This window comes from Pedobacter nutrimenti (assembly GCF_032678445.1).
Classification (GTDB): domain Bacteria; phylum Bacteroidota; class Bacteroidia; order Sphingobacteriales; family Sphingobacteriaceae; genus Pedobacter; species Pedobacter nutrimenti_A.
Window position 1 is genome coordinate 126,745 of the sequence record NZ_JAVTSQ010000012.1, and the last position, 24,437, is coordinate 151,181.

The window sequence follows — 24,437 nt, forward strand, 5'->3', positions numbered from 1 at the left end:
AAATATGAAAAACATAAAATATTTTATGATCGCCAGTTTGATGTGTTTTGCAGGATCAGTTTTTGCGCAGCAAAAGACAGCAAAGGTGAACACGGATACTGCTGCCACTGTACTTTCAGCAATTTACGATGGCGGTGATATCATCCTAAGTTACAATCCCTTGCTTCCAGTTCGGGCCGATAGCGTGGTTGTTAATGTGTACCGTAAAGGACTGGACGGTGAGAAATTGGTTATTGCCAATAGAAAAATAACCGCCGGCAAGAACTACAAATTTGCGGATACCAGTTTAAGGAAGCATCCCGGGATTTATCAGTATCAACTGAAAGCTAAGGTTGATACCACTGTTGTGGCTACAGAAAGTGTATGGGCAAATGCATTTGCCCCGGATATAAGGCCTATAGCAAGTGTGTTTAGGGTAACCAATATTAAGGGGACCAACAATATTGTTTTGAAATGGAAGATCGACAATAACTTCTGGATCCGCAATATTACGGTGCAAAGGAGCCGTTCAAAGACTGGGGTATATGAGCCTGTGGCAAATTTAGGGGCACAGGATACGCTGTTTGTCGACAAAGTATTCGATGCAAATGAGCCTTTTTATTACCGTTTGGATATGGCAGGGGAGAGCAGCGAAAGGGTCTACTCCTCGACATCTGTTTTTGTGAACCCGGAGTTTACCATCATTCCGGCAGTTGTTGGAAATGTAAAAGCAGTGCAGAAAAACGATGCTGTTGTAGTGAGCTGGAGCAATGAGGATGAATTTGCGAGAGGTTATTACGTTAAAAAACGAAGCCAGAACATGGGCGATTTTAGGGCTGCTTCTGGCCTGATCCTGAAAAATAAAAGTAACCAGTACGTTTGGAAGGATACATTGAGCTCGCTTAGCACCAGGGAAATGTACCAATATGTAGTGGTTGCGGAAAGCAATTCTTTTGATCAGAGCGGGCATTCTGATACGGCTATGGTATCGTTTAACTATGCTGGTAAAACATTATCACCGCCCATTGATCTTCGCATTTTAACAGCCAATGATACCACGTATCACCTGGTCTGGTCTGTTGACAGTCTGCGTAAAGGTGAAGTAGCAAGTTATCAGCTATACTTTAAGAAAACAGGGGAGGCTGTATTCAGGCCTTTGGCAAATGGACTTGTGGCATCAAATACAAACTATGTGGAAATTGCCAAACCTAAGAACGGCGACCAGTATAAGGTGAAATCGGTTAATGGCGACCTGGAAAGTGGGTTTAGTTTGCCGTTGACCTATAATAATGCATTTGAAAAAGAATTTGGGCCTAAGTATTTGAAAGCTGCGGTAATTGATCAGGCATTAAATATTAAGTGGTTAAAGAGCGAAACCCCGGCCGTGAAAGTTTATAAGCTGTACAGATGGAACGGAAGGGCATTTACACTAATAGAAACCATCCCCCCTGGGAAAGATCTTGTGGTTACCAAAAACTATGTTGCGGGGGAGGTTAATCTATACCAGTTGAAGACCGTGAATATGCAGAACGTGGAAAGTAATGGGAGTAAGGTTTTGCAGGTAAATTAGAGTGAATTAGATCTACTTCTTCCTTGCTGCCAGTTGTGCTAAGTAAAGAGAGGAAGGATTTAGATCCTGCTTGTTCTGACCTTCCCAATATCCATCCGGTCTGTCGGTAAATCTGCCTGGGTATTTTTGACCCTGTAAACCAATGACATAGTTTAAACCGGATACCCACGGACTTTGTACTGCAGCTCTTTTTGCTTTGCAGTTCCAAAGGATCTGGGTTACTCCAGACCAGCCATGTCCGCTGCCATAGTTACCACGATCCTGGATGTCAATGTCTCCATCGGTATCGATACTGTCGTAAAGCGTACCTACTGCCCAGCGGTGGTGGGGGCCGATATCGCTTTGTGACTGTCTGGTTTTGCCATTGAAAAAGACATTAGGTCCCAGTGTTTTTGCTCCGGTTACGTAGTCGTGTCTTCCATAGGTGGTTTCCATATTCATAAACAGGTTGAGCTGACCGTCATTGTTGAATGAATATCTTCGGCTGCCGGTAATGATCGATTTTGGGTCTAAACATTTGGAGTCTTTTACCGTGATGTTTTTTGCCTGGCTTCCAAGGCTTACTGCTGCATATCCGAAATGGACAGCCGTAATGTTCCTTACCCATCCGTTTTCGATGTTGTTGAGGTCCACAGCTGTCCAGCCATGATCTTCATCGGTATCTCCCTGAAATTCCGATTCGAAATAGATGTTTTCTACGCCTGATTCGGCAATCCGACCGGGGAAGGTATAGGCATATACTTGAGCTGCAGTATATTTTGGATTGATCTCCATTACAACTGGATTGTCCAGCCAAAGAGTGTTTCCTTCAATTTTTCTGATCTCGCGCTGAAAAGCCAGGTTGTATTCTTCGGCTTGCCACTGCTTGGTGCCCTTTCTTGCTTCAATCTGATCCATTTTCAGATCGGAAACCCAGTTCTGGCTTCCCGGATAATACAAAATCACCTGGTCGCCGGCACGAAATTGACTGGCATTCTGTACGTTTACAGAAAAACTTCCGGTACCCACATAGTTATTGGTCACATTGGTGCGTGTTTTTTCAACAGGAACTGGTTTTCCCTGGCCGTTTACTTTCAATAAGGAACGTTGACCTTTGCCCGTTGCAATGAGACAGGTACCTTCTTTTTGGTCTCCTTCGCCGCGAAGGACAACGCCGCCAGCTTGCAGTTGCAGCGTACCTGGAATCTTGTAAATTCCTCTTTTCAGCAGAATGGCTCCTCTAATGCCGTTTTTGTCTGGTTGAAGTTTTGATACTTCATCAATGGCCTGCTGTATGATCTGCTGGTCATTTGTGCCATCAGGTGCAATGGATTTGACTACTTTGACATCCGGGATTCTGGCATTTCCGTGGTGGTAGCCTACATAGCTAAAGTCTGGGATCTGATTGCCTTTTTCATCGGGTGTATAGCTCAGGCTTCCATCACTTTTGATATGGACAAGTTTAGATTGCCATTTAGTAGCTGTTTTAAAGGCATAGGTACCTAGAAGTACGGCGAAAACCGCAGTATAAATGTTTAGGGATCTCATATATTTGGCTATGTAGTTTTAATTCTTAAGTTTAGTTTAAAAATAAGATTGGATATTCAATTAAACAGGCAAATGATTCAATTATTTTGGCAGTACTTTGGAAGGATGACTGACAATCCCACTGAATAATAAGGCAATTCTGTAGAATAATGCCTGGGTTAATTTGGCTTTATTGCAACACTCATTACATTATTTAATTTGTAAAACATGAATTCAGCATTTGTAAAACATTTTTTGATCGCTGCATCAATTTTGATCTCTTCAGCAGGATTGGCACAAAATAAAACAGATTTGAAGAATTGGCCTAAAGGTTTTGACCCGAAGGAAGTGGGGCAGCGGATAGCCGATCATTTTATAGCCACGCCACATACCAATTTTGGTAAGCCAGGTCCGCCAAGGGTCATTACTTATCCTGAAACCTGTACCTGGTACGGAGCACTTAAATTTGCGGGGGTGACACAGAATAAGGTATTGCTGGGACAGCTGGAAAAGAGATTTGAGCCTTTGTTTGCAGAAGAAGCGAAGATGATTCCCGTGCCTGACCATGTAGATTATGCGGTGTTTGGTTCAGTACCTTTGCAATTATACATACAGACCAAACAACAGAAATACCTCGATTTGGGTAAGGGAATTGCAGATAAGCAATGGGGTGCTCCAGAAGGCCCAAGGGTTGTAGCTGAATCTCATGAGTTTTACAAAAAAGGATTGGCCTGGCAGACCAGAATGTGGATTGATGATATGTTTATGATCACTGCGCTCCAAAATCAGGCTTTTCAGGCTACAGGTGAGCAAAAGTACCTGGACAGGGCAGCGAAAGAGATGGTGGTTTATCTGGATTCCCTGCAGAAGCCAAATGGTTTATTCTATCATGCACCGACTGCACCGTTTTACTGGGGTAGGGGAAATGGCTGGATGGCTGCCGGAATGGCGGAGTTGTTGAGCTCCCTTCCTGCAAAACAAGCCGACAGAGCAAGAATTATGAAGGGTTATAAAGAGATGATGGCTTCGTTATTGAAATACCAGGCGCCGAATGGTATGTGGAGGCAGTTGGTTGATGATGCAGAATCCTGGGAAGAAAGCTCTTCGACGGGGATGTTTACTTATGCAATGATTACTGGTGTGAAAAAAGGCTGGCTGGATGCAAAGACTTATGCGCCAGCAGCAAGAAAAGCATGGATAGCACTGGTGGGTTGTATTGACGCGAACGGGGATGTTCGCGATGTTTGCGAGGGAACCAATAAAAACACCAGCCGCCAGTTTTACCTTGACAGGAAAAGATTAACAGGTGATTTGCATGGTCAGGCTCCTGTATTGTGGTCTGCCACAGCATTACTGCAATAGTATTTTTATACCCGTTTCTGGTTTACGAAATCGATTCATTTTGTTTAATCGCCATTTTTTTGCTCTAAAAATGTCAATTTGCTTGAATGATTGGGTAAGATTTTACATAACCCGGATTTATTTTTTAACTTCCTTTGATTTCAAATATAACCTAATAACCACATGTCTAAGAACAAGTACCTGTTCCCATTTATTATGATTACCTCCCTATTTTTTATGTGGGGTTTTGTTCATAATTTAGATCCAATTCTAATCCCGCATTTAAAAAGGTCTTTTAGTCTAAGTACTTTAGAAGCATCATTGGTCGACTCTGCTGTATTTATCGCTTACTTCGTTATGGCGCTTCCGGCAGGATTCATTATGAAAAAGTATGGGTATAAAACAGGGATCATTCTAGGCCTGGGGCTGTTTGCTTTAGGATCATTTTTATTCATACCAGCTGCAAATACGCAAGCTTATGTGTTCTTTTTAGGAGCACTATTTATTATTGCCTGTGGACTGACCATTCTGGAAACAGCCGCTAATCCATATGCATCATTACTTGGTCCTCCCGAAACTGCAACTTTTCGTTTGAATTTTGCACAGTCATTTAATGGGCTTGCAGCAATGACTGCTCCGATAATTGGTGCTAAAATTATTTTAATAAAAGGGATTTCAGATGCCGAATTAAGTAAGATGACTGCTTCGGCAAGGGAATTTGCTTTGGCATCAGAAGCTTCGTCGGTAAAAACACCTTATTTAGTACTGGGGGGTATTATTCTTGTCATTGCAATCATCTTTGTGTTTCTGAAATTACCTGAAATTGTTGAAAAAGAGGAGCCTGGCGACAAAGCAGCCGACCATACGTTAATGGATGCGCTTAAACACAAACACCTGAGGTGGGCTATTCTTACGCAGTTTTTTTATGTAGGCGCCCAGGTTTGTGTGTTTAGCTTTTTTATTCTATATGCGACTAAAGCTGCGGAAATAGATCAGCAAAAGGCAGCCGGTTATGCAGGTATTGGGATGGGATTGGCCTTTCTAACCGGACGTGTTCTTGGTACTTTCCTGATGAAATTAATAAAAGCAGAACGTTTACTAGCTATTTATGCAGTAGCCAGCATGCTGTTGTGTGTGGTAGCCATGGTATCTCACGGTACTGTAGCACTATTTGCCGTTATTGGCATTGCGTTCTTCATGTCCATCATGTTCCCAACTATCTTCTCTCTGGGAATCAAAGATCTTGGAAAGGACACCAAATTTGGAAGCAGTCTGATCATCATGTCCATCGTAGGTGGAGCATTATTGCCACCAGCAATGGGTTATATTACTGATTTAGCCGATATTCAAGTTGGTTATATCGTGCCATTAATATGCTTCGCAGTGGTATTCCTGTTCGGTGTAACCGGACACAAGATTGTTAAAAGAGCATAAGATAAAAACCGTAGAAAAATATATAAAATGAAAAGATATTGTTTAGCGCTTGATCTGGTAAATGATCCTGATCTGATCAAAGAATATGAAGTCATGCATCAACAGGTATGGCCTGAAATTCAGAACAGTATTACCTCTGCAGGTATTGATGCCATGGAAATTTACAGATATGGCAATAGGCTGTTTATGATTATGGAAGTAAATGGTAAATTTAGCTTTGAAAAGAAAGGAGCAATGGATGCCTCGAACGAAAAGGTACAGGAATGGGAAAAATTAATGTGGAAATATCAGCAGGCTATACCGGGTTCTAAACCAGGTGAGAAATGGGTGATGATGGATAAAATATTTGAATTAAAAGCATAATGTCAATAATAACTAATAAAAGTTTCTTGCAAATACATCCAGACGATAATGTTCTGGTAGCCTTGCAGGATTTGCCAAAAGGACAAAAAATTGAATGGAATAACTTAACATTCAATTTACAGGATGATGTACATGCAAAGCATAAGTTCTTTATTACAGAAAGAGCAATTGGTGAGGATGTGTTAATGTATGGGGTTTTGGTTGGTAAAGCCACTACTTTTATTCCTCAGGGAGGACTGATGACGACCGAAAATGTTCATCATGCTTCTCAGGATTATGCCTACAGAGATGTAAATTATCAATGGCAGGCACCGGATGTATCAAAGTTTCAAAACAGAACATTCAATGGATATCACCGTCAGGATGGTAAAGTGGGAACAGCAAATTACTGGTTGTTTATTCCAACTGTTTTTTGTGAAAACAGAAATCTTGATGTCATAAAAGAGTCCTTGTACAACACTTTGGGCTATAACGTAACCGATAAGTACAAGCAGTTTACGGATCAGTTGCTTAGCGCATATCAGGATGGTGAGTCAATAGAATCTTTTGATGTAGCTGACCTTGCTTCTGCTCAGGTAACCAAAAACAGAGTATTCAAAAATGTTGATGGTATAAAATTCCTTAATCACCAGGGTGGTTGCGGAGGTACACGTCAGGATTCCGATTTATTGAGCAATTTATTAGCTGCTTATGCGGATCATCCAAATGTGGCCGGTATCACTGTGCTGAGCCTTGGTTGTCAGCACTTGCAAACTCAAAGTTTGTTAAATGACATTAAGGAACGCAATCCTAATTTTAATAAGAAAGTCTTAATTTTTGAACAGCAGCAAAGCCAAAGTGAAGAGCAACTGGTCAAAGATGCAATTCTTAAAACCTTTGCCGGTTTAACGGAGATCAACAAAATAGAAAGGAGTCCTGCTCCACTAAGTCAGCTTTGTGTTGGTGTTAAGTGTGGTGGTAGCGATGGCTTTAGTGGTATCTCTGCTAACCCATCCGTTGGTTATACTTCTGATTTATTAGTTGCACTTGGCGCTAAGGTTCTGCTGGCAGAATTCCCAGAATTATGTGGAGCTGAGCAAAACATCATCGATAGATGTGTAGATAAACCTACCGCTGATAAGTTTATCAAACTAATGCAGGAATATGATGCGCAAGCACATGCTGTGGGTTCAGGATTTCATATGAATCCATCACCGGGAAATATAAAAGACGGCTTAATTACGGACGCGATCAAAAGTACAGGAGCAGCTAAAAAGGCAGGCACTTCACCTGTTGTAGATGTGTTGGATTATACGGAACCTGCAACTAAACCAGGTTTAAGCTTGGTCTGCACTCCTGGAAATGATGTGGAAGCAACAACCGGAAAAGCAGCTAGTGGTGCCACATTAATCCTCTTTACTACAGGTTTAGGTACGCCAACAGGAAACCCTGTTTGCCCCGTTATTAAAATAGCGACAAATACAGCGCTTACCAATAGAATGGGCGATATTATTGATATTGATACCGGAGCAATTATTCGTGGTGAAAAAACCATTGAACAAATGGGCGAGGAGATTTTGGAATATTGTATCAAAGCTGCAAGTGGCGAAATAACTCCTAAAGCAGTGTTGTTAAATCAGGATGACTTCATCCCATGGAAAAGAGGAGTTTCATTATAAATTATATAGATCATGTTTAGTTTAAAAGGAAAATCGGCGGTGATTACCGGCGGTGGAAGCGGAATAGGAAAAGCGATTTCTCTGTGTTTTGCCAAACAGGGGGCAGCTGTACATATTATAGAGTTGAATGCTGATGGTGCATCAGAAACGGTGCAGGAAATTAAGGCTGCTGGTGGCTCTGCCGTGGCTTATGGTTGTGATGTGAGTCGCCAGGACCAGGTGCTGGAAACTTTTAATCAAATTGGCAGTGTGGATATTTTGGTAAATAATGCAGGTATTGCTCACATTGGTAAGGCAGATACCACGAGTGAGGAGGATTTTGTTAAAATATTCAATGTGAATGTTAAGGGCGCCTATAACTGTTTGTATGCGGCAATTCCCCTGTTAAAAAAGGCAGGTGGCGGTGTGATCCTGAATATGGCTTCTATTGCTGCGGTGGTTGGGATTACAGATCGTTTTGCTTATTCTATGAGCAAGGGCGCGATTTATGCCATGACTTTATCTGTTGCCCGGGATTATATGGCCGATCATATCCGGTGCAATAGCATTTCTCCGGCCAGGGTGCATACGCCTTTTGTAGATGGTTTTATTGCTAAAACCTATGCAGGGCGGGAAGAAGAGATGTTTGAGAAGTTATCGAAAAGCCAGCCGATAGGCAGGATGGGTAAACCGGAAGAAGTAGCTAACTTAGCTTTATATCTTTGCTCGGATGAATCTGGGTTTATTACAGGAAATGATTATCCTCTTGATGGAGGTTTTATAAAATTGAACAATTAAAGAATTAGATTATGAAGTTAATTAGATGGGGCCTTGCGGGTAAAGAAAAACCAGGTGTAATTATTGACGATGTAAAGTACGATACTTCTGCTTTTGGTGAAGATTATAACGAGGCCTTTTTTGAAAATAATGGATTAGAACGCCTGGAGCAGTTTCTTCAGGAGCATAAAGGAAAATTGAATGCCATTGCAGAAGGAGAAAGATTAGGCTCGCCAATTGCACGTCCTTCTAAGATTGTATGTATAGGATTGAATTATGCAGACCATGCGAAGGAAACCAATGCACCGCTTCCTCCGGAGCCGGTGATCTTTATGAAATCCACAACTGCATTGACTGGTCCGTTTGACCAGATCACTATTCCCAAAAATTCGGTAAAAACAGACTGGGAAGTGGAGCTGGCAGTTGTGATTGGTAAAAAAGCTTCTTATGTAGAAAAAGAGGAAGCACTGGATTACGTTGCAGGATATGCTTTACACAATGATGTTTCGGAAAGGGAATTCCAGATCGAACGGAATGGTACCTGGGATAAAGGAAAAGGTTGTGATACCTTTGCACCTATCGGTCCATTTTTGGCTACACAGGACGAGATCAAAGACGTGAATAACCTTCGTCTTTGGTTAAGTGTAAACGGTAAAATGATGCAGGATGGCAATACTTCAAACTTTATTTTTGATGTACCCTTTGTGATTTCTTATGTGAGCCAGTTCATGACCTTACTTCCTGGCGATGTGATCTCTACCGGTACACCTGCAGGTGTAGGTTTGGGTTTTAATCCTCCGATATACCTTAAAGATGGTGATGTGGTAGAATTAGGCATAGATGGGTTGGGTACTTCTAAGCAAGTGGCTAAAAATTATGTCAAGAATTGATTCACATCAGCATTTCTGGATTTACCAGGCTGAAAGAGATACCTGGATAAGTGACCAGGAGAGCATTCTGAAGGATGACTTTATGCCGGAGCACCTGCTGCCCATTTTGATGCACTATGGTTTTGAGGGGTGTGTAGTGGTGCAGGCTGACCAGTCGGACGAGGAGACCTTGTTCCAGCTTAAAAATGCAGAAGAGCATTCCTTTATTAAAGGCGTAGTGGGATGGGTTGATCTACAGGCAAAAGATCTGGAAGATAAACTTGCTGGTTACCAGGGATATGATAAATTAAAAGGCTTCAGGCATATTCTGCAGGGAGAGCAAGACCGGGCATTGATGTTGCGCCCGGCCTTTAAAAAAGGGATTGAACTGCTGGGGAAATACGGCTATTCTTATGATATTCTGGTCCTTTCGGATCAGCTGGAGTATGCAGAAACCTTGGTTGCTGAGTTTCCGGATCAGCCTTTTGTTCTTGATCATCTGGGAAAACCTGATATTAAAAATGGAAAGATAAGCGACTGGAGTCGTGGAATCAAGGCATTGGCCAAGCATGAAAATTTGTATTGCAAAGCATCAGGTATGGTTACCGAAGCAGATTTGAGCAACTGGAAAGCAACGGATTTTAAACCTTATCTGGATGTCGTGTTTGAGGCATTTGGAACCGGGAGGGTAATGTTTGGCTCCGACTGGCCTGTATGCAGGCTGGCAGCAACATACGGCCAGGTAACCGGGTTGATGGAGGAGTATACTTCGTCATTTTCAAAACAGGACCAGGACCAGTTCTGGAGTGGTAATGCAGTGCGTTTCTATAAATTATAAGCAGATAAAATGGATTTACAATTAAAGAATAAAATAATTGTTGTGACCGGTGGTGCCAAAGGCATTGGAGAAGGAATTGTAAAACTGCTGGCGCAGGAGGGAGCAATACCGGTAATTATTGGCCGGAAGGAAGCTGATAATTTAAAAGTAGTTGGGGAAATAGAACAGGCTGGGGGAAAGGCTGCCCAGATAGAAGCAGAATTAAAAGATCCAAAAGAATGTGAACGTGCGGTAAATGAAGTGATCCGCCAGTTTGGTCGTATAGATGGCCTGGTGAACAATGCTGGCGTAAACGATAGTATTGGTCTTGAAAATGGCAGTTATACTGATTTTGTAGATAGCTTGCATAAAAATGTGGTCCATTATTTTTTAATGGCTAAATATGCCTTGCCGGCGTTAAAGGCATCGGGTGGGTCAATTGTAAATATCGGTTCTAAAACCGCCGAAACAGGGCAAGGCGGGACTTCGGGTTATGCAGCCTCTAATGGAGCGAGAAATGCGCTGACCCGTGAATGGGCAGTAGAATTGTTACCTTATGGCATCCGTGTGAATGCAGTCATCGTATCCGAGTGTTTTACACCCTTGTACCAAACCTGGATCAATACTTTAGAAAATCCTGAAGAGAAATTGAAATCTATTGTAGACAAGATTCCATTGGGAAAAAGGATGACCACTGCGGAGGAGATTGCAAATATGACCTTGTTTTTGCTATCGGAAAGATCCAGTCATACCACCGGGCAATTGTTGCATGTAGACGGTGGCTATGTACACCTGGACCGTGCTTTAAATAACGGTTGATATGAAAGTTGCTTTATTTATTCCCTGTTATGTTGATCAGTTTTATCCCAAAGCGGCCATTGCTACACTGGAGCTTTTGGAGAAATTTGGGCTGGAGGTCAGTTATCCTAAAAATCAAACTTGCTGTGGGCAACCCATGGCCAATTCTGGCTTTGAGCACCTGACCAAAGGCTGTAATAACCTGTTTGTAGAGAATTTTTCGGGCTATGATTACATTGTTTGTCCCTCGGGGAGTTGTGTAATGCACATCAAAGACCATTTGCATACAGAAGAAAATGAAGCGGCTGCGCAGGATATCCGGAATAAGGTTTATGAACTGACGGAATTCCTGGTAGATGTTTTAAAAATTGAAAAACTGGAAGCTTCGTTTCCTCATAAAGTCGGGCTTCACCAAAGTTGTCACGGACAGCGCGGATTGAAGCTTTCCCAGATGACAGAGCTCATGGCTGAGCCTTTTTCTAAACCTGGACATTTGTTGTCTATGGTGAAAGGGCTGGAATTGGTGGAGCTGGACAGAAAGGATGAGTGCTGTGGATTTGGTGGTACCTTTTGCGTAACCGAGGAAGCTGTTTCTGTTAAAATGGGAAAAGACCGGGTGCTGGATCATGAAAGAAATGGAGCGGAGTACATTACAGCCGGAGACCTTTCCTGTTTGATGCATATGGAGGGTATTTTAAAACGCAGGGGAAGTAAGGTCAAAATTATTCATATCGCAGAAATCTTAAACCACCATTTATCATGAAAGTACAAGATCATGCCCAGGCTGCGGCGCAATTTATTAAAGATGAGGAGCGGACCGACTGGCACGATGAAACTTTATGGTTTGTCAGGCAAAAAAGAGATCTGGCTGCTCATGGAATACCGGAATGGGAACAGTTGAGGGAATGGGCATCGCAGATTAAAGATCATACGCTTTCTAACTTAAGCCACTATCTGGAAAGTTTTGAGCAAAAAGCCATAGCAAACGGCATACGTGTACACTGGGCTGCAGATGGAGAAGAACATAATAAGATTGTGCATCAGATTATTGCAGATCATGACCTGAAAAGGATTGTGAAAAGTAAAAGTATGCTTACTGAAGAGTGTCACCTTAACGAATACCTCATTCAGAAGGGAATTAGTGTAGTAGATACGGATTTGGGCGAACGTATCGTCCAGCTCAGAAAGGAAGCACCAAGCCATATTGTATTACCTGCTATACATTTGAAGAAGCAGGACGTGAGTGATACCTTTCACGATTTTCTGGATACAGAGAAAGGAAATAATGATCCTCAGTATTTAACGGAGGCGGCAAGACAGCACCTTCGGGATTATTTTATCGCTTCAGAACTGGCCATTACCGGGGTTAATTTTGCGATTGCAGAAACGGGAGGGTTTGTAGTCTGTACCAATGAAGGGAATGCAGATATGGGTGCACATACGGCCAATGTCCACATTGCTTGTATGGGTATTGAAAAAATAATTCCTAAAGCAGAGCACCTTGGTGTTTTTCTGCGCCTGTTGGCCAGGAGTGCCACCGGACAGCCGGTGACAACGTATTCAAGCCATTTTCACCGTCCGAGAGAAGGACAGGAGATGCACCTGGTGATTGTAGATAATGGAAGGACGAGACAGCTTGGCCGCGCTGATTTCAGGAATTCCCTGAAATGTATCCGCTGTGCCGCTTGTTTTAATACTTGTCCTGTTTATCGCAGAAGCGGTGGTCATAGTTACCATACTGCAGTTGCCGGACCTATTGGTTCTATATTAAATCCAAACCTGGATATGAAAGCCAATGCGGATTTGCCTTTTGCATCTACGCTTTGTGGTTCCTGTAGTAATGTTTGTCCGGTGAAGATTGATATTCATGAACAACTGTACAAATGGAGGCAGGTGATTGTGCAGGCGGGATATGCTCCGGTTTCCAAAAAACTGGGTATGGAGGGTATGGCTGCGGTATTGTCGAGCCCGGCTTTGTACCATTTTTCAGGAAAAATGGGTAGAACGACACTGAAATATGCACCTTTTTTGGTGAATAATGGATTTAACCCCTGGTATAAACAAAGGGATATGCCCGCACCTCCGGCAGAAAGCTTTGGGGAATGGTATCAAAAAAACAGAAGCTAATGAATTCCAGAGATCGTATTTTACAGGCAGCGGCGGAGAACCAACCTACCCAGAGAGATTTACCGGTAATTGGTTTTGAACGGTTGATCCGTTATGATGAACCTGCAGTGGTATTTGAACAGGTGCTGACAAAGATCGGCGGACAGCTGGTCCGGGTAAAGGACCTGGAAGAAGTAAAGAAGCGGTTTGCGGAAGAAGATCAGGATAAGTTCTGTGTCGATGCCACTGATTGCACAGAAGAGGACCGATTGAAAATAAAAGCCTGGAAAGCTACTGATCTTGCTTTATTACATACCTTATATATAAGAGGTTCTTTTGGTGTAGCCGAAAACAGTGCAGTCTGGGTAGACGAGCTCGCGATGGTGAATCGTCTGTTGCCTTTTATTTGTGAGCATTTGTTTATTGTACTGGAAGAGAAAGAAATTGTACCAACCATGCATCATGCCTATCAAAAAACAGATGTGAGCCGTACGGGCTTTGGATCCTTTATCGCCGGACCTTCGAAAACGGCGGATATTGAACAAAGCCTGGTGATTGGTGCCCATGGTCCAAGGAGCTTAACCATTTACCTGATCGAAAACGACTCGTTATGAAGAAGAAAACGATTTTAGTTGCGGTTCTCTTCTGGACTTCGTATGCTGTAGGGCAGCAAGCAGATCCTGGTCTCAGGATGTGGTATACCAAACCCGCTGGTGTATGGGAAGAAGCTTTACCTCTTGGAAACGGTCGCTTGGGTGCTATGGTTTTTGGAAGGGTGAATAAAGAGCGGTTGCAGTTAAATGACAATACACTCTGGTCTGGTAGTCCAAACGACGGGAACAATCCCAATGGACCGACTGTACTTCCGGAAGTTAGAAAGGCAGTTTTTGAAGGTAAATATGAGGAGGCGGCCAAGCTTTGGAAAAAAATGCAGGGACCTTATTCTGCGAAGTATCTGCCGTTGGGTGATTTGACCCTGGATTTTAAATTCAAGGACTCTACGGCTACAGCTTATACACGGGATTTGGATTTGAATACGGCGATCGCTAAGGTGAGTTATAAGATTGCGGGAATAACTTATACCAGAGAGACTTTTATCAGTTATCCTGACCGGATATTGGTGGTGAGGATTAGTGCAGACCGTAGAGGAGCAATTCAGTTTAATGCGGGGCTTTCCAGTAAATTGAAATATCAGGTAACTGCTTTGAATGATCATGATCTTGTTTTAAAAGGGAAAGCACCAAAATTTGTGGCCAACCGTGATTATGAGCCTAAGCAGGTAGAATATGATGATTGGAATGGGGAAGGTATGACTTTTGAGATTCATCTGCGCGTCAAACCTGAAGGCGGTTCGGTGAAAAAATCCGGAAATGCATTGAGTGTTTCTGGTGCAGATGCGGTTACCTTATACCTCAGTTCAGGAACCAGTTTTAATGGTATCGACAAGTCGCCAGGGCTGGAAGGAAAAGATCCTGCTGTTGAAGCCAGACAACATATGCTTTTGGCATCGGGAAAGGCTTATGGGGTTATGAAAAAAGCACATCTTTCCGATTATCAGCGTTTGTTTAAAAGAGTAAGCTTTAATCTCCCTGTAAATGCAGAGGCATTAAAATTGCCGGTTAATGAAAGGATGATTCGTTTAAATAAAGGGGGATCTGATCCGCACTTGCAAATGCTTTATTATCAGTTTGGACGTTATCTGATGATCTCCAGCTCAAGAAAAGATTCTCGTGCGACGAATCTTCAAGGCATCTGGAATGACCTGGTGCAGCCACCCTGGAGCAGCAACTATACCACCAATATCAATACAGAAATGAACTATTGGCTGGCAGAGAATACCAATTTGTCTGAATGCCATGAGCCGCTCTTTAATTTTATGGAGCAACTGGCGGTAAACGGTGCCAAAACGGCTAAAGTAAATTACAATATACAAGAGGGGTGGCTTGCCCATCACAACTCTGATATCTGGGCCAAGACTTCTCCTGCGGGAGGCTACGACTGGGATCCTAAAGGGATGCCAAGATGGTCGGCCTGGCCAATGGCGGGGGCCTGGTTCTGTCAGCATGTTTGGCAACACTATGAATTTACAGGAGACCAGAAATTCTTAAAAGAAAAGGCCTATCCATTAATGAAAGGGGCTGCGCAGTTTATGCTGAGCTGGCTGGTTAAAGACAATCAGACACCTTATTATGTAACCAATCCCGCTACTTCTCCAGAAAATACAGTTAAGATTGAAGGAAAAGAATACCAGTTGTCCAAGGCCAGTACGATGGATATGGCTATTATCAGAGAACTTTTTTCCAATACGGTTAAAAGTGCAGGAATCTTAAATACAGATCCGGAGTTTAAATCTAAACTGGAAAAGATGATTCCGCTGCTGTATCCTTATCATATCGGACGTTATGGACAATTGCAGGAATGGTTTAACGATTGGGATGATCCTAATGATAAACACCGCCATATTTCTCATTTGTTTGGTTTGTATCCTGGCGACCAGATTTCTCCGCTCAGAACACCTGAGCTTGCGGCGGCAGCCAAACAATCTCTATTGCAAAGGGGAGACGAAAGTACTGGCTGGTCTATGGCCTGGAAAATCAACTGGTGGGCTCGGTTGCTTGATGGTAACCATGCTTATAAGATGATCCTCTCTGGCCTGAATTATATTGATCCTGGTAAAACGAAGGAGCAAATGAGCGGAGGGGGTGCCTATCCAAACTTATTTGATGCACATCCACCTTTTCAGATTGATGGTAATTTTGGAGCTACCGCAGGTATTACAGAAATGTTGCTGCAAAGCCACAGCGGTGAACTGAATTTATTGCCGGCTTTGCCTGATGCCTGGCCGGAAGGAGAAATTAAAGGGATTAAAGGCCGGGGTAATTTTGAAGTGAACATTAAATGGGCCGGCGGTAAACTGCTGCAGGCAAAGATTACTTCGCTGGCAGGTGGGGATTGTGTATTGAGAACGGCTGTTCCTGTAAAGGTACTGGAGGTTAAGGTCCTTCAAAAGGATGGGCTAAATCTGCTGATGTCATTTACAGATGCTGGAAAATATGAAAATGCAGCTGGTGTAAAGTTACAGGAGATCAATGCTCCGGGTAAATACAAGATAAGTTTTAAAACAGAGAAAAATAAAGTGTATACACTAGTGCCGGCAGGTTAAACCATTTTTAATTGCTTTTTGTAATCTGAAGGGGTTACTTTAAGGATCTTTTTAAAGATTTTGGAGAAATGATGACGATCTGAAAAACCACATTCATACGAGATTTCATCGAGGGACTTGTTGGTGTGGTGCATCAGGTTACAGGAGGCTTGTATCCGGAGTTTTAAGATGTATTGCTGGGTAGCTGTACCTGTAGTAGTTTTAAAAAGCCGGGCAAAGGAGTTCGTAGCCATGTTTGCAGCATCGGCCAGTTGATCATTGGTGATCTTTCTTTTGAAATTGGCCTCCATGAATTTGATGGATTTCAGGATCCGGTGGTCTATATTTCCTGAATCCCAGATCTCTGCGGGGAGCTGGAGCAGGCAGTCGGCTATCAGTTGCTTGATTCGCAGACTTTCCTGGAAGCCGGTGACAGTGTCTGAGATACAGGCTTGTTTGATTTGTTCCAGAGGGAGTTTGTTTCTTTCGTTAAACTGGATTTCATGTATACCACTGCGTACAAAGTCCAGAGGGTAACCAAGGGAAAAATGGAAGAACATCTGGTCTACTTTCCCTTTTGCAGCCAGTTGCTCCAGGTGGTCTTTTTCAGTAAACTTCCTGCCTTTTATAGATTCGTCTTCTTTGTTAAAGGGGTATTTGAGCTGCGAGGAAAAAGAGGTGTTTGGCGGAATGATCAGGATGGTTTGCTGGTTCATTGGAATGGTTTTGCCCTTATAGAGAATGGAAGAGCCTTCAACAGAGTTATGGTAAATTCTCCAGAAAGGTGCTTTAAGGTCATTACATTCCCATTCTTCCAGGATCCAATACCTGCAGCAGAATATTTTTATGCTAACGTCTTTAAAATTTTGATGTACATCTGAAGGATCAATTTTGATTTCTTCACTTATCTTTCTGTTCATACCATGTTTGTTTTGTACACATCTTTGAGGAGAATGTACAACTTAATTCTGAAATAAGTTTCCCAACTTTAGAAAACAAATATAAACCAAAATAAATTTTAACTCCCTTTGCTTAATTGTATTCTGCAATTTTCAAGGTTTAAATTTAGAATGTATGAAACCTCAACTGCTAAAAATTTCAAAAAGTCCTACACAATCTTTCAGCGTACGTCATGATTTGAAACCAAGTATGAACAATAAGTTTCATTATCATCCTGAAGTGGAGCTGATCCATTTTGTGAAAGGTAAAGGAACTCAATTTGTTGGTGACAGTATCACTGAATTTCAATCTGGAGACTTGTTGCTGATTGGTTCTAATCTTGCCCATTACTGGAGATTTGACGAGGGGTATAAGGAAGAAGGATCTGAAGATTATGCAGATGTAAAGGTTGCCCATTTTTCAGAAAGCTTTTTGGGAGAGTATTTTCTTAACCTGCCAGAAAATAAGCCCTTGAAAGATGTTCTTGAAAAGGCGAAAAGAGGTATTAAAGTAGAAGGCAGGAATAAAAAGAAGGTGGAGGAGATTCTGGCTTATATGCTGCATGCAGAGGGAACAGAGCGGATCATTTGCCTGATCCAGGCACTGGTAGAGATTTCCAAATGTGATCAGCTGGAAATGTTGTCTTCAATTGGCTATGTTCAGCATAAAGAAGAGATCAGCAACGACAGGATTAAGGATATTTATGAATATACTTTTGCGAATTTCCGGAACAAGATCAATTTGGAGGAGATTGCAGAAATTGCAAGGATTAGCCCAAATTCTTTTTGCCGTTATTTTAAGTCCTTTACCCAAAGGACTTATTCCCAGTTCTTAACAGAAATTAAAGTTGGTCAGGCATGTAAATTACTGATTGATAATAAATTGAATATTAAGCAGGTTTGTTATGAAAGTGGTTTTAACAACTTTGCAAGTTTCCATAAATGCTTTAAAAGCATTACTGGTAAAAGCCCTTTGATTTATCAAAAGGAGTTTATGTCGGCCTAATTTGGCCGTACCGGTACCGTTCAATCTTTCTTAATAACTATCTTTTTTGCCAAAATAGCTGAACTTTAAGCCAAGCTGGGAGAATGGATAGTTGTTTTTTATTGCTTACTTGCCTCTATAACCAAATATAGATCATGAAGAAGTATTGTATATCGATATGCTTGTTGCTGGGGCTGTCCGGACAGGTGCTGTCGCAGGTGAAAGGGGACGAGGATAAAGATATGTTCAATAAGGCACAAGCCAGGGACCAGTCTGAGATAGACCGGGCAGTGAATGGCTGGTGGAAAACTTCTATGGAAACTCATGATCAGCGGATAAAATGGTGGAGGGAGGCTAAATTTGGTATGTTTATCCACTGGGGCGTCTATTCTGAAGCGGGTGGCGTATGGAAAGGGAAAACAGTGAACGGATATTCTGAGCATTTGATGCGTAAAGAGAAAGTGTCGAGGGCAGCTTACCTGGATCTGGCGCATACCTTTAATCCGGGTCAGTTCAACGCTGAAAAATGGGTGCTTGCTGCCAAGAATGCCGGGATGAACTATATGATCATCACTGCAAAACATCATGACGGATTTGCGATGTATCCTTCGGCAGTTTCTGAGTTTGACCTGGCCCATCAAACCCCTTTTAAAAGAGATCCAATGGCTGAGCTGGCTGCGGCAGCTAGAAAGCATGAAATGAAGTTCGGGTTTTATTATTCTCATGCTTTTGACTGGGAAGATCCCAATGCACCTGGCAATGATTGGGAATACCACAATCCAGGAGGAGATCAGTTGATTGGCGGTGCAAATTGGTTTGATCAACATCCTGAATGGTTGCCTAAGGCGGTTAAATATGTCAATGAAAAGGCTATTCCTCAGATTCAGGAACTGATCCATAAATATCATCCGGATATCTTGTGGTTTGATACGCCACATAAACTTCCATTTTCAGAAAATCTCCGCATCCTGGAGGCCATCAGAAAGGCAGATCCAAATGTTGTGGTAAACGGAAGGCTGGCCAGGAATGGGAATACTAATTTTGGAGACTATAAAAATACGGGCGACAGGCCGGCGGAATTTGCACCTGTAACCGGAGATTGGGAAGCGATTCCTACCACTAATGAATCTTATGGTTATTCCCGGAATGACCACAGTCATAAGCCTGCGGGTTTCTTTGTGCGGTTATTGGCCAATGCCGTTTCCAGAGGGGGGAATTTACTGCTGAACATTGGCCCTATGGGTAATGGTGCATTTGATCAGAAAGATTCGGAAATACTGGCTGGTATTGCACGTTGGAATAAACAGAATAGAGAAAGTATCTATAAGGCTGGTCCAACTTCTTTACCGCTGCAAAGCTGGGGGGTAACCACCCAGGCAAAAGACAAAGTATATCTTCATGTGTTCAACTGGCCGTTGAATGGAAAAATTGTTTTGGGTGGGCTGGAAAGCACTGTGGGAGAACCTTATTTTCTCGCTGATGCTTCCAGAAAAACATTGAAAATGGTCCATAAGGGCAGCACTGTAGAAGTGGAAGTGCCAAAGGTAATGCCGGATACCCTAAATACAGTGATTGTACTGCCACTGAAAGGGGCCTTAAAAACAGATCCGGTTAGACTTGTTGCTTCTGAAGGTGTAGAAACCAGGCTCCTGGCTTTTGATGCTGAACTGATTGGAAAAGGCTTTGGTTTTGGAGATGGTAAAACCAATAAGTATTATATCACTGGCTGGAAAAAAGCGGAACAGCAAGTGCGCTGGACATTTAAAAGCAACGCAGAGGCCAGTTATAAGGTCAGGATCAAATACATTCCTGAAAATAATCATCCGGTGAGGTATGCTTTACTTGTGGATGAAACCAATGTAGTTAAGACTACTGCTACACCCGGAAAAAGTATGGAGCCAGTTACGGAGTCCATTGGCACAATAAAACTGGGAGCAGGTCTTCATCATTTGAGTCTGAAGGCATTGGATAGTGCTGCAACAGAGGTGATGAAACTGTTGGAGATCGACCTGATTCCTGTACCTTAATTTGCCGGGATAGTTTAATGATTGGCTAATGCTGGGTCGCTTAGACCCTACTTTAATGATAATTTTATATAGAATATAGATTCACTACCATTAAAAAACAAAAATGAAAAGAATAAGTTCCTTGTTGCTGTTGTTTCTAATGTTTAATCAGGTGTCCTTTGCGCAGACAAAACTCTCTAAAGATGAAAGAATGAAGTGGTGGCGGGAGGCCCGTTTTGGAATGTTTATCCATTGGGGCGTTTACGCGCAATGGGCGGGTGTATACCATGGTCATGAGCAAACCCGTGGCGGGGCAGAGTGGATTATGAATCGCTCGAAGATTCCTGTAGCGGAATACCAGGCGAAAGCCAAAGAATTTAATCCAACGCGGTATGATGCGGATCTTTGGGTTAAAATGGCTAAGGACGCTGGCATGAAATATATTGTGATTACGGCTAAACACCACGATGGCTTTGCTTTATTCAAATCAAATGCCAGTAAATGGAACATTGCTGATGCTACACCTTATGGTAAAGATGTACTGAAGCCTTTAGCCGCAGCATGTAAAAAATATGGTGTTAAATTGGGCTTTTATTACTCTCATGCGCAGGATTGGAATAATCCTGGCGGATCTGCCGCAAGGAAAGAAATGCGTGAAGGTTGGGCCAACCCGGATTCAACAAAGATTGATGCCTATACCTTAGCACATAAAGGACATTGGGACCCAGCGCAGGAAACGGCAACTTTTGATCAGTATATTGATCGTGTTGCTGTGCCGCAGGTAAAAGAGATCTTAAGTAATTATGGGGATATTGCTGTTTTATGGTGGGATACGCCTACGAATATGACGGATGAGGCCGCGCAGAAGTTAAATGATGTACTGAAACTGCAACCGAATATCATTACCAATGACCGTTTGAAAAGGCCAAATTTTCCTGGCGATACCAAGACGCCGGAGCAAAAAATTCCAACAAGAAAAGAACTGGACGGAAAAGACTGGGAAACTTGTATGACAATGAACGGTACCTGGGGCTACAGGACTAAGGATACGAACTGGAAAAGTTCAGAAACACTGATCAGAAACCTTGTGGATATTGCCTCTAAGGGCGGTAACTACCTGCTCAATGTGGGCCCTAAGCCTGATGGAACTTTTCCGCAGGAAAGTGTAGACAGACTGCGCGAGATTGGAAAATGGATGAAAGTAAACGGAGAGGCTATCTATGCCACCAAAGCAGACCCCTTGGAAGAGGTCAGCTGGGGTAGGATAACCAGTAAAGAGACCGATAAAGGTACAACGTTATATCTTACCGTATTCAACTGGCCAAAAGATGGTAAACTTGAAATTCCAGGGCTGGAAAACAAAGTGCGTTCCGCAGCTTTGCTGGCTGGTAAATCGGTATTAAAGACGGAAGGAAATACAGTATATTTGCCTCAGCAGGCACCTGATGCCATTGCATCTGTAATTAAGGTGGAGGTGAACGGAAAGATCAAAGCGAGGGCAATGGATGGTGGAAATATGAAGACCGGTGCGCTGGATTAAGCGGTCACAGAATTTAATTTTCATGAAGAAATATACATTTTTATTGTTTGCCGCGCTCTCCTGGATGGGGGCGAATGCCCAACTGGACAGCAAGGCTTATATCCGCAACTACGGAGAACTGAACAATTCATTCTTCCTTATCAAACATCAGAAACCGGTAAAAGTGGCATTTCTTGGAGGATCTATTACCGATATGAAAGGTTGGCGGGAATTGGTGATGGCCAGGCTTGAAAAGCAATATCCAAAGGTGAAGTTTGATTTTCTAAATGCAGGAATTCCTTCTTTGGGAAGTTTGCCTCATGCCTTCCGGTTAAAGACGGATGTGCTGGACAAAGGAAAGGTAGATCTGATGTTTGTGGAATCTGCAGTGAACGACAGAGTCAATGAAACTTCTGAAAAAATACAACGGAGGGCATTAGAAGGGATCATCAGGCAATCTTTGGCGTCAAATCCGAAGATGGAACTGGTGATGATGGCTTTTGTAGATCCGGATAAAATGAACGATTACCACGGCGGTAAAGTTCCTGTGGAGGTTCAGGTACATGAGGATATGGCAAAATATTATCATCTGCCTTTCCTTAATCTGGCCAAAGAGGTTACTGATCGCATCAATGCGGGGGAGTTTACCTGGGAAAAGGACTTTAAAAATTTGCATCCTGCTCCTTTTGGACAGGAGCTCTATGCACACACCATCCAGGCTTTACTGCTCTACAATGAGGGGTTGAAACAGAAGGGACTGAAGATAAGGAAACTTCCTGAGGCAATGGATAAAGGGAATTACAGTCATGGGAACTATTATGGGATTCAGCATGCAGAATCGTTAAAAGACTTCGTACAAAGACCGGACTGGACTCCGGCTGATGGTGTGTCTGCCAGAGATGGGTTCAATCATGTGCCGGTGTTGGAAGGTTCTTCAGCTGGTGATGCCTTTGCATTGGATTTTGAGGGCAATGTGATTGGAATTGCGAGTCTGGCGGGGCCTGATGCGGGAATGGTGGAATATACTATAGACGGGAAGTCTTATCCGGCATTGGATTTATATACCCAATGGAGTAATGGCCTTCATTTGCCCTGGTATAAACTCCTGGCAGATGATCTTGGGAAGGGGAAACACAGACTTGAACTGAAGATCAGCAGTCAAAAAAACGAGTCCTCCAGGGGGCATGCTGTGCGGCTGGTCAATTTCTTAATCAATTAACAAATGAAATTATACCGTTTTTTTTACAGTTTTTTAATTGGCATAGTTTGTTCACTTACTGTTGTTGCGCAAACCCGGGTGGCCTGTATTGGAAACAGCATTACTTTTGGTTCCCGTTTAAAAGACCGTTTAACGGAAGCTTATCCTGCACAACTTCAGAATATGTTGGGGCCTGGATTTAAGGTGATGAATTTCGGGGTAAGCGGGGCTACCTTATTGAAAAACGGAAATAAGCCTTATACGGCCACACCCGCTTGGAAGGAGGCATTAAGCAGTGCGCCTGATGTGGTTTTTATCAAACTGGGGACAAATGACAGCAAGCTGGTGAACCGGAAATTGTATGCTGAATTTAAATCTGATTATAAAGAAATGATCAGGGATTTAAGACAATTGCCTTCTAAACCAAGAATCATTCTTCTCACACCCATTGCGACATTTACAACAGATACTACCCAGATATGGGACGTAGCTATTACAAGGTCAATTCTTCCTTTGGTTAGAGAGGTGGCTTATGATGAAGGGTTGGAGTTACTAGATCTTCATTCTCTGTTCCTGGATAAGGAAAATCTGTTGCCAGATAAGATACATCCGGATGCTGCAGGTGCAAAGGTCATTGCAGACCGTTTATACGCTCAGCTAATGTTAAAGCGAGTACCTGTAGACTTGAAGAAGAAGCTTAAAGAACCTTTTACCTTAAGCTCATTTTATGGATATAAAAATATAGAGTTCCAGTTTAAAGGACGAAAAGCTTTTATTGTGGAACCTAAATTTGCAGCCCCGGGACACCCCTGGATCTGGAGAGCCCGCTTTTGGGGCCACGAGCCTCAAACGGATATCGCACTCCTGGAAAGAGGTTATCATGTGGCATATTGTGACGCTTCCGAGTGGTTTGGGAACCAGGAGGCTATAAATTTATGGAATGCCTTTTATGGTTATCTTCAAGGCATGGGGCTCTCCCGGAAAGTAGTTTTGGAAGGGATGAGCCGGGGAGCGGCGTATGCCTATAACTGGGCAGCTCTGAACCCGAAAAAAGTGGTATGTGTATATGCGGATAATCCGGTACTGGACTTGAAAAGCTGGCCAGGAGGTTTAGGTAAAGGGCCTGGAAGCAAAACGGATTGGGAAATTTTTAAAAAGGACTATGGTTTTGATACCGACGAGGTGGCAAAAGCTTCTAAAGTAAGCCCGATTGATAAAATTGATCTGATTGTTAAAGGGCATTATCCGGTATTACATGTATGCGGTGACGCAGACGAAGTGGTGCCTATGGAAGAAAATACGATTCCTTTTGAAAAGATGTTTAAACAAAAAGGAGGATCTATTACGGTATTGCATAAGAAAGAGGGTAAGCATCATCCGCACAGCCTGCCGAACCCTGAACCTATTGTTCGTTTTATTCTTCAGGCGAATTCGTCAAAATAATTTCTGCCT

The 24,437-nt window shown here is 42.7% G+C and carries 20 protein-coding genes; 18 read left to right on the top strand and 2 right to left on the bottom strand.

The window, feature by feature from the left end:
* The first annotated feature begins 4 nt into the window (after window positions 1–4).
* The gene (locus R2S08_RS21945; RefSeq protein WP_316837150.1) at window positions 5–1,549 is read left to right on the top strand and encodes a hypothetical protein; all 1,545 of its coding nucleotides are present in this window, start codon (window positions 5–7) and stop codon (window positions 1,547–1,549) included.
* A 12-nt stretch (window positions 1,550–1,561) separates the two neighbouring features.
* Here the strand turns inward: R2S08_RS21945 and R2S08_RS21950 are convergent, their stop codons facing one another.
* Window positions 1,562–3,076, bottom strand: a complete 1,515-nt coding sequence (locus R2S08_RS21950; protein ID WP_316837151.1) for a hypothetical protein — start codon at window positions 3,074–3,076, stop codon at window positions 1,562–1,564.
* Window positions 3,077–3,283: 207 nt separating this feature from the next.
* Between R2S08_RS21950 and R2S08_RS21955 the strand changes: the two genes are divergently transcribed.
* The 12 genes from R2S08_RS21955 (at window position 3,284) to R2S08_RS22010 (ending at window position 16,360) form a co-directional block, all read left to right on the top strand.
* Entirely contained in the window at window positions 3,284–4,417 is a 1,134-nt protein-coding gene (locus tag R2S08_RS21955; protein WP_316837152.1) for a glycoside hydrolase family 105 protein, read from the top strand.
* 162 nt (window positions 4,418–4,579) lie between these two features.
* Window positions 4,580–5,830, top strand: coding sequence for an L-fucose:H+ symporter permease (fucP, locus tag R2S08_RS21960; protein WP_316837153.1), 1,251 nt, complete (start codon window positions 4,580–4,582; stop codon window positions 5,828–5,830).
* 27 nt (window positions 5,831–5,857) lie between these two features.
* Window positions 5,858–6,193, top strand: a complete 336-nt coding sequence (locus tag R2S08_RS21965) for an L-rhamnose mutarotase (RefSeq protein ID WP_316837154.1) — start codon at window positions 5,858–5,860, stop codon at window positions 6,191–6,193.
* A complete protein-coding gene (locus R2S08_RS21970) occupies window positions 6,193–7,851 on the top strand; it encodes an altronate dehydratase family protein (RefSeq protein WP_316837155.1) in 1,659 nt (552 codons plus the stop codon). The genes R2S08_RS21965 and R2S08_RS21970 overlap by 1 nt, the downstream gene beginning before the upstream one ends.
* Window positions 7,852–7,863: 12 nt before the next feature.
* Window positions 7,864–8,628 (top strand): SDR family oxidoreductase, encoded by a 765-nt coding sequence (locus R2S08_RS21975; RefSeq protein WP_316837156.1) that lies wholly within the window; start codon window positions 7,864–7,866, stop codon window positions 8,626–8,628.
* A gap of 11 nt (window positions 8,629–8,639) precedes the next feature.
* A complete protein-coding gene (locus tag R2S08_RS21980) occupies window positions 8,640–9,497 on the top strand; it encodes a fumarylacetoacetate hydrolase family protein (protein WP_316837157.1) in 858 nt (285 codons plus the stop codon).
* Window positions 9,484–10,314 (top strand): amidohydrolase family protein, encoded by an 831-nt coding sequence (locus R2S08_RS21985; protein ID WP_316837158.1) that lies wholly within the window; start codon window positions 9,484–9,486, stop codon window positions 10,312–10,314. The genes R2S08_RS21980 and R2S08_RS21985 overlap by 14 nt, the downstream gene beginning before the upstream one ends.
* A gap of 9 nt (window positions 10,315–10,323) precedes the next feature.
* A complete protein-coding gene (locus R2S08_RS21990) occupies window positions 10,324–11,112 on the top strand; it encodes an SDR family oxidoreductase (protein ID WP_316837159.1) in 789 nt (262 codons plus the stop codon).
* 1 nt (window position 11,113) lies between these two features.
* On the top strand, window positions 11,114–11,854 hold the full coding sequence (locus tag R2S08_RS21995) for a (Fe-S)-binding protein (RefSeq protein WP_316837160.1): 741 nt from the start codon (window positions 11,114–11,116) through the stop codon (window positions 11,852–11,854).
* Window positions 11,851–13,218: a lactate utilization protein B gene (locus R2S08_RS22000; protein WP_133784208.1), complete on the top strand. Its 1,368-nt coding sequence runs from the start codon at window positions 11,851–11,853 to the stop codon at window positions 13,216–13,218. Before R2S08_RS21995 ends, R2S08_RS22000 begins: the two co-directional genes overlap by 4 nt.
* Window positions 13,218–13,811: a lactate utilization protein C gene (locus R2S08_RS22005; protein WP_316837161.1), complete on the top strand. Its 594-nt coding sequence runs from the start codon at window positions 13,218–13,220 to the stop codon at window positions 13,809–13,811. The genes R2S08_RS22000 and R2S08_RS22005 overlap by 1 nt, the downstream gene beginning before the upstream one ends.
* Complete coding sequence (locus R2S08_RS22010) at window positions 13,808–16,360, top strand: glycosyl hydrolase family 95 catalytic domain-containing protein (protein WP_316837162.1); 2,553 nt, start codon at window positions 13,808–13,810, stop codon at window positions 16,358–16,360. Before R2S08_RS22005 ends, R2S08_RS22010 begins: the two co-directional genes overlap by 4 nt.
* Here the strand turns inward: R2S08_RS22010 and R2S08_RS22015 are convergent.
* Window positions 16,357–17,259 (bottom strand): AraC family transcriptional regulator, encoded by a 903-nt coding sequence (locus R2S08_RS22015; RefSeq protein WP_316837163.1) that lies wholly within the window; start codon window positions 17,257–17,259, stop codon window positions 16,357–16,359. The two genes, R2S08_RS22010 and R2S08_RS22015, sit on opposite strands and share 4 nt — an antisense overlap.
* A 154-nt stretch (window positions 17,260–17,413) precedes the next feature.
* Between R2S08_RS22015 and R2S08_RS22020 the strand changes: the two genes are divergently transcribed.
* The 5 genes from R2S08_RS22020 to R2S08_RS22040 all read left to right on the top strand — a co-directional run bounded on the left by R2S08_RS22020 (window position 17,414) and on the right by R2S08_RS22040 (window position 24,428).
* Window positions 17,414–18,283, top strand: a complete 870-nt coding sequence (locus tag R2S08_RS22020) for an AraC family transcriptional regulator (RefSeq protein WP_316837164.1) — start codon at window positions 17,414–17,416, stop codon at window positions 18,281–18,283.
* 134 nt (window positions 18,284–18,417) lie between these two features.
* Window positions 18,418–20,289, top strand: a complete 1,872-nt coding sequence (locus tag R2S08_RS22025; RefSeq protein ID WP_316837165.1) for an alpha-L-fucosidase — start codon at window positions 18,418–18,420, stop codon at window positions 20,287–20,289.
* A gap of 103 nt (window positions 20,290–20,392) precedes the next feature.
* The gene (locus R2S08_RS22030; protein ID WP_316837166.1) at window positions 20,393–21,808 is read left to right on the top strand and encodes an alpha-L-fucosidase; all 1,416 of its coding nucleotides are present in this window, start codon (window positions 20,393–20,395) and stop codon (window positions 21,806–21,808) included.
* A 22-nt stretch (window positions 21,809–21,830) separates the two neighbouring features.
* Window positions 21,831–23,006 (top strand): SGNH/GDSL hydrolase family protein, encoded by a 1,176-nt coding sequence (locus R2S08_RS22035; protein ID WP_316837167.1) that lies wholly within the window; start codon window positions 21,831–21,833, stop codon window positions 23,004–23,006.
* A gap of 3 nt (window positions 23,007–23,009) precedes the next feature.
* The gene (locus R2S08_RS22040) at window positions 23,010–24,428 is read left to right on the top strand and encodes a GDSL-type esterase/lipase family protein (RefSeq protein ID WP_316837168.1); all 1,419 of its coding nucleotides are present in this window, start codon (window positions 23,010–23,012) and stop codon (window positions 24,426–24,428) included.
* Window positions 24,429–24,437: the final 9 nt, after the last annotated feature.

Excerpts from the sequence above, each read along its gene's own strand:
- R2S08_RS22005 (WP_316837161.1), top strand. The coding sequence starts at position 13,218 with ATGAATTCCAGAGATCGTATTTTACAGGCAGCGGCGGAGAACCAACCT.
- R2S08_RS21970 (WP_316837155.1), top strand. The coding sequence starts at position 6,193 with ATGTCAATAATAACTAATAAAAGTTTCTTGCAAATACATCCAGACGAT.
- R2S08_RS21980 (WP_316837157.1), top strand. The coding sequence starts at position 8,640 with ATGAAGTTAATTAGATGGGGCCTTGCGGGTAAAGAAAAACCAGGTGTA.
- R2S08_RS22035 (WP_316837167.1), top strand. The coding sequence starts at position 21,831 with ATGAAGAAATATACATTTTTATTGTTTGCCGCGCTCTCCTGGATGGGG.
- R2S08_RS21955 (WP_316837152.1), top strand. The coding sequence starts at position 3,284 with ATGAATTCAGCATTTGTAAAACATTTTTTGATCGCTGCATCAATTTTG.
- R2S08_RS22010 (WP_316837162.1), top strand. The coding sequence starts at position 13,808 with ATGAAGAAGAAAACGATTTTAGTTGCGGTTCTCTTCTGGACTTCGTAT.
- R2S08_RS22015 (WP_316837163.1), bottom strand. The coding sequence starts at position 17,259 with ATGAACAGAAAGATAAGTGAAGAAATCAAAATTGATCCTTCAGATGTA.
- R2S08_RS22020 (WP_316837164.1), top strand. The coding sequence starts at position 17,414 with ATGAAACCTCAACTGCTAAAAATTTCAAAAAGTCCTACACAATCTTTC.
- fucP (WP_316837153.1), top strand. The coding sequence starts at position 4,580 with ATGTCTAAGAACAAGTACCTGTTCCCATTTATTATGATTACCTCCCTA.
- R2S08_RS21985 (WP_316837158.1), top strand. The coding sequence starts at position 9,484 with ATGTCAAGAATTGATTCACATCAGCATTTCTGGATTTACCAGGCTGAA.
- R2S08_RS22025 (WP_316837165.1), top strand. The coding sequence starts at position 18,418 with ATGAAGAAGTATTGTATATCGATATGCTTGTTGCTGGGGCTGTCCGGA.
- R2S08_RS21975 (WP_316837156.1), top strand. The coding sequence starts at position 7,864 with ATGTTTAGTTTAAAAGGAAAATCGGCGGTGATTACCGGCGGTGGAAGC.
- R2S08_RS21945 (WP_316837150.1), top strand. The coding sequence starts at position 5 with ATGAAAAACATAAAATATTTTATGATCGCCAGTTTGATGTGTTTTGCA.
- R2S08_RS21965 (WP_316837154.1), top strand. The coding sequence starts at position 5,858 with ATGAAAAGATATTGTTTAGCGCTTGATCTGGTAAATGATCCTGATCTG.
- R2S08_RS21950 (WP_316837151.1), bottom strand. The coding sequence starts at position 3,076 with ATGAGATCCCTAAACATTTATACTGCGGTTTTCGCCGTACTTCTAGGT.
- R2S08_RS22040 (WP_316837168.1), top strand. The coding sequence starts at position 23,010 with ATGAAATTATACCGTTTTTTTTACAGTTTTTTAATTGGCATAGTTTGT.
- R2S08_RS21995 (WP_316837160.1), top strand. The coding sequence starts at position 11,114 with ATGAAAGTTGCTTTATTTATTCCCTGTTATGTTGATCAGTTTTATCCC.
- R2S08_RS22030 (WP_316837166.1), top strand. The coding sequence starts at position 20,393 with ATGAAAAGAATAAGTTCCTTGTTGCTGTTGTTTCTAATGTTTAATCAG.
- R2S08_RS21990 (WP_316837159.1), top strand. The coding sequence starts at position 10,324 with ATGGATTTACAATTAAAGAATAAAATAATTGTTGTGACCGGTGGTGCC.
- R2S08_RS22000 (WP_133784208.1), top strand. The coding sequence starts at position 11,851 with ATGAAAGTACAAGATCATGCCCAGGCTGCGGCGCAATTTATTAAAGAT.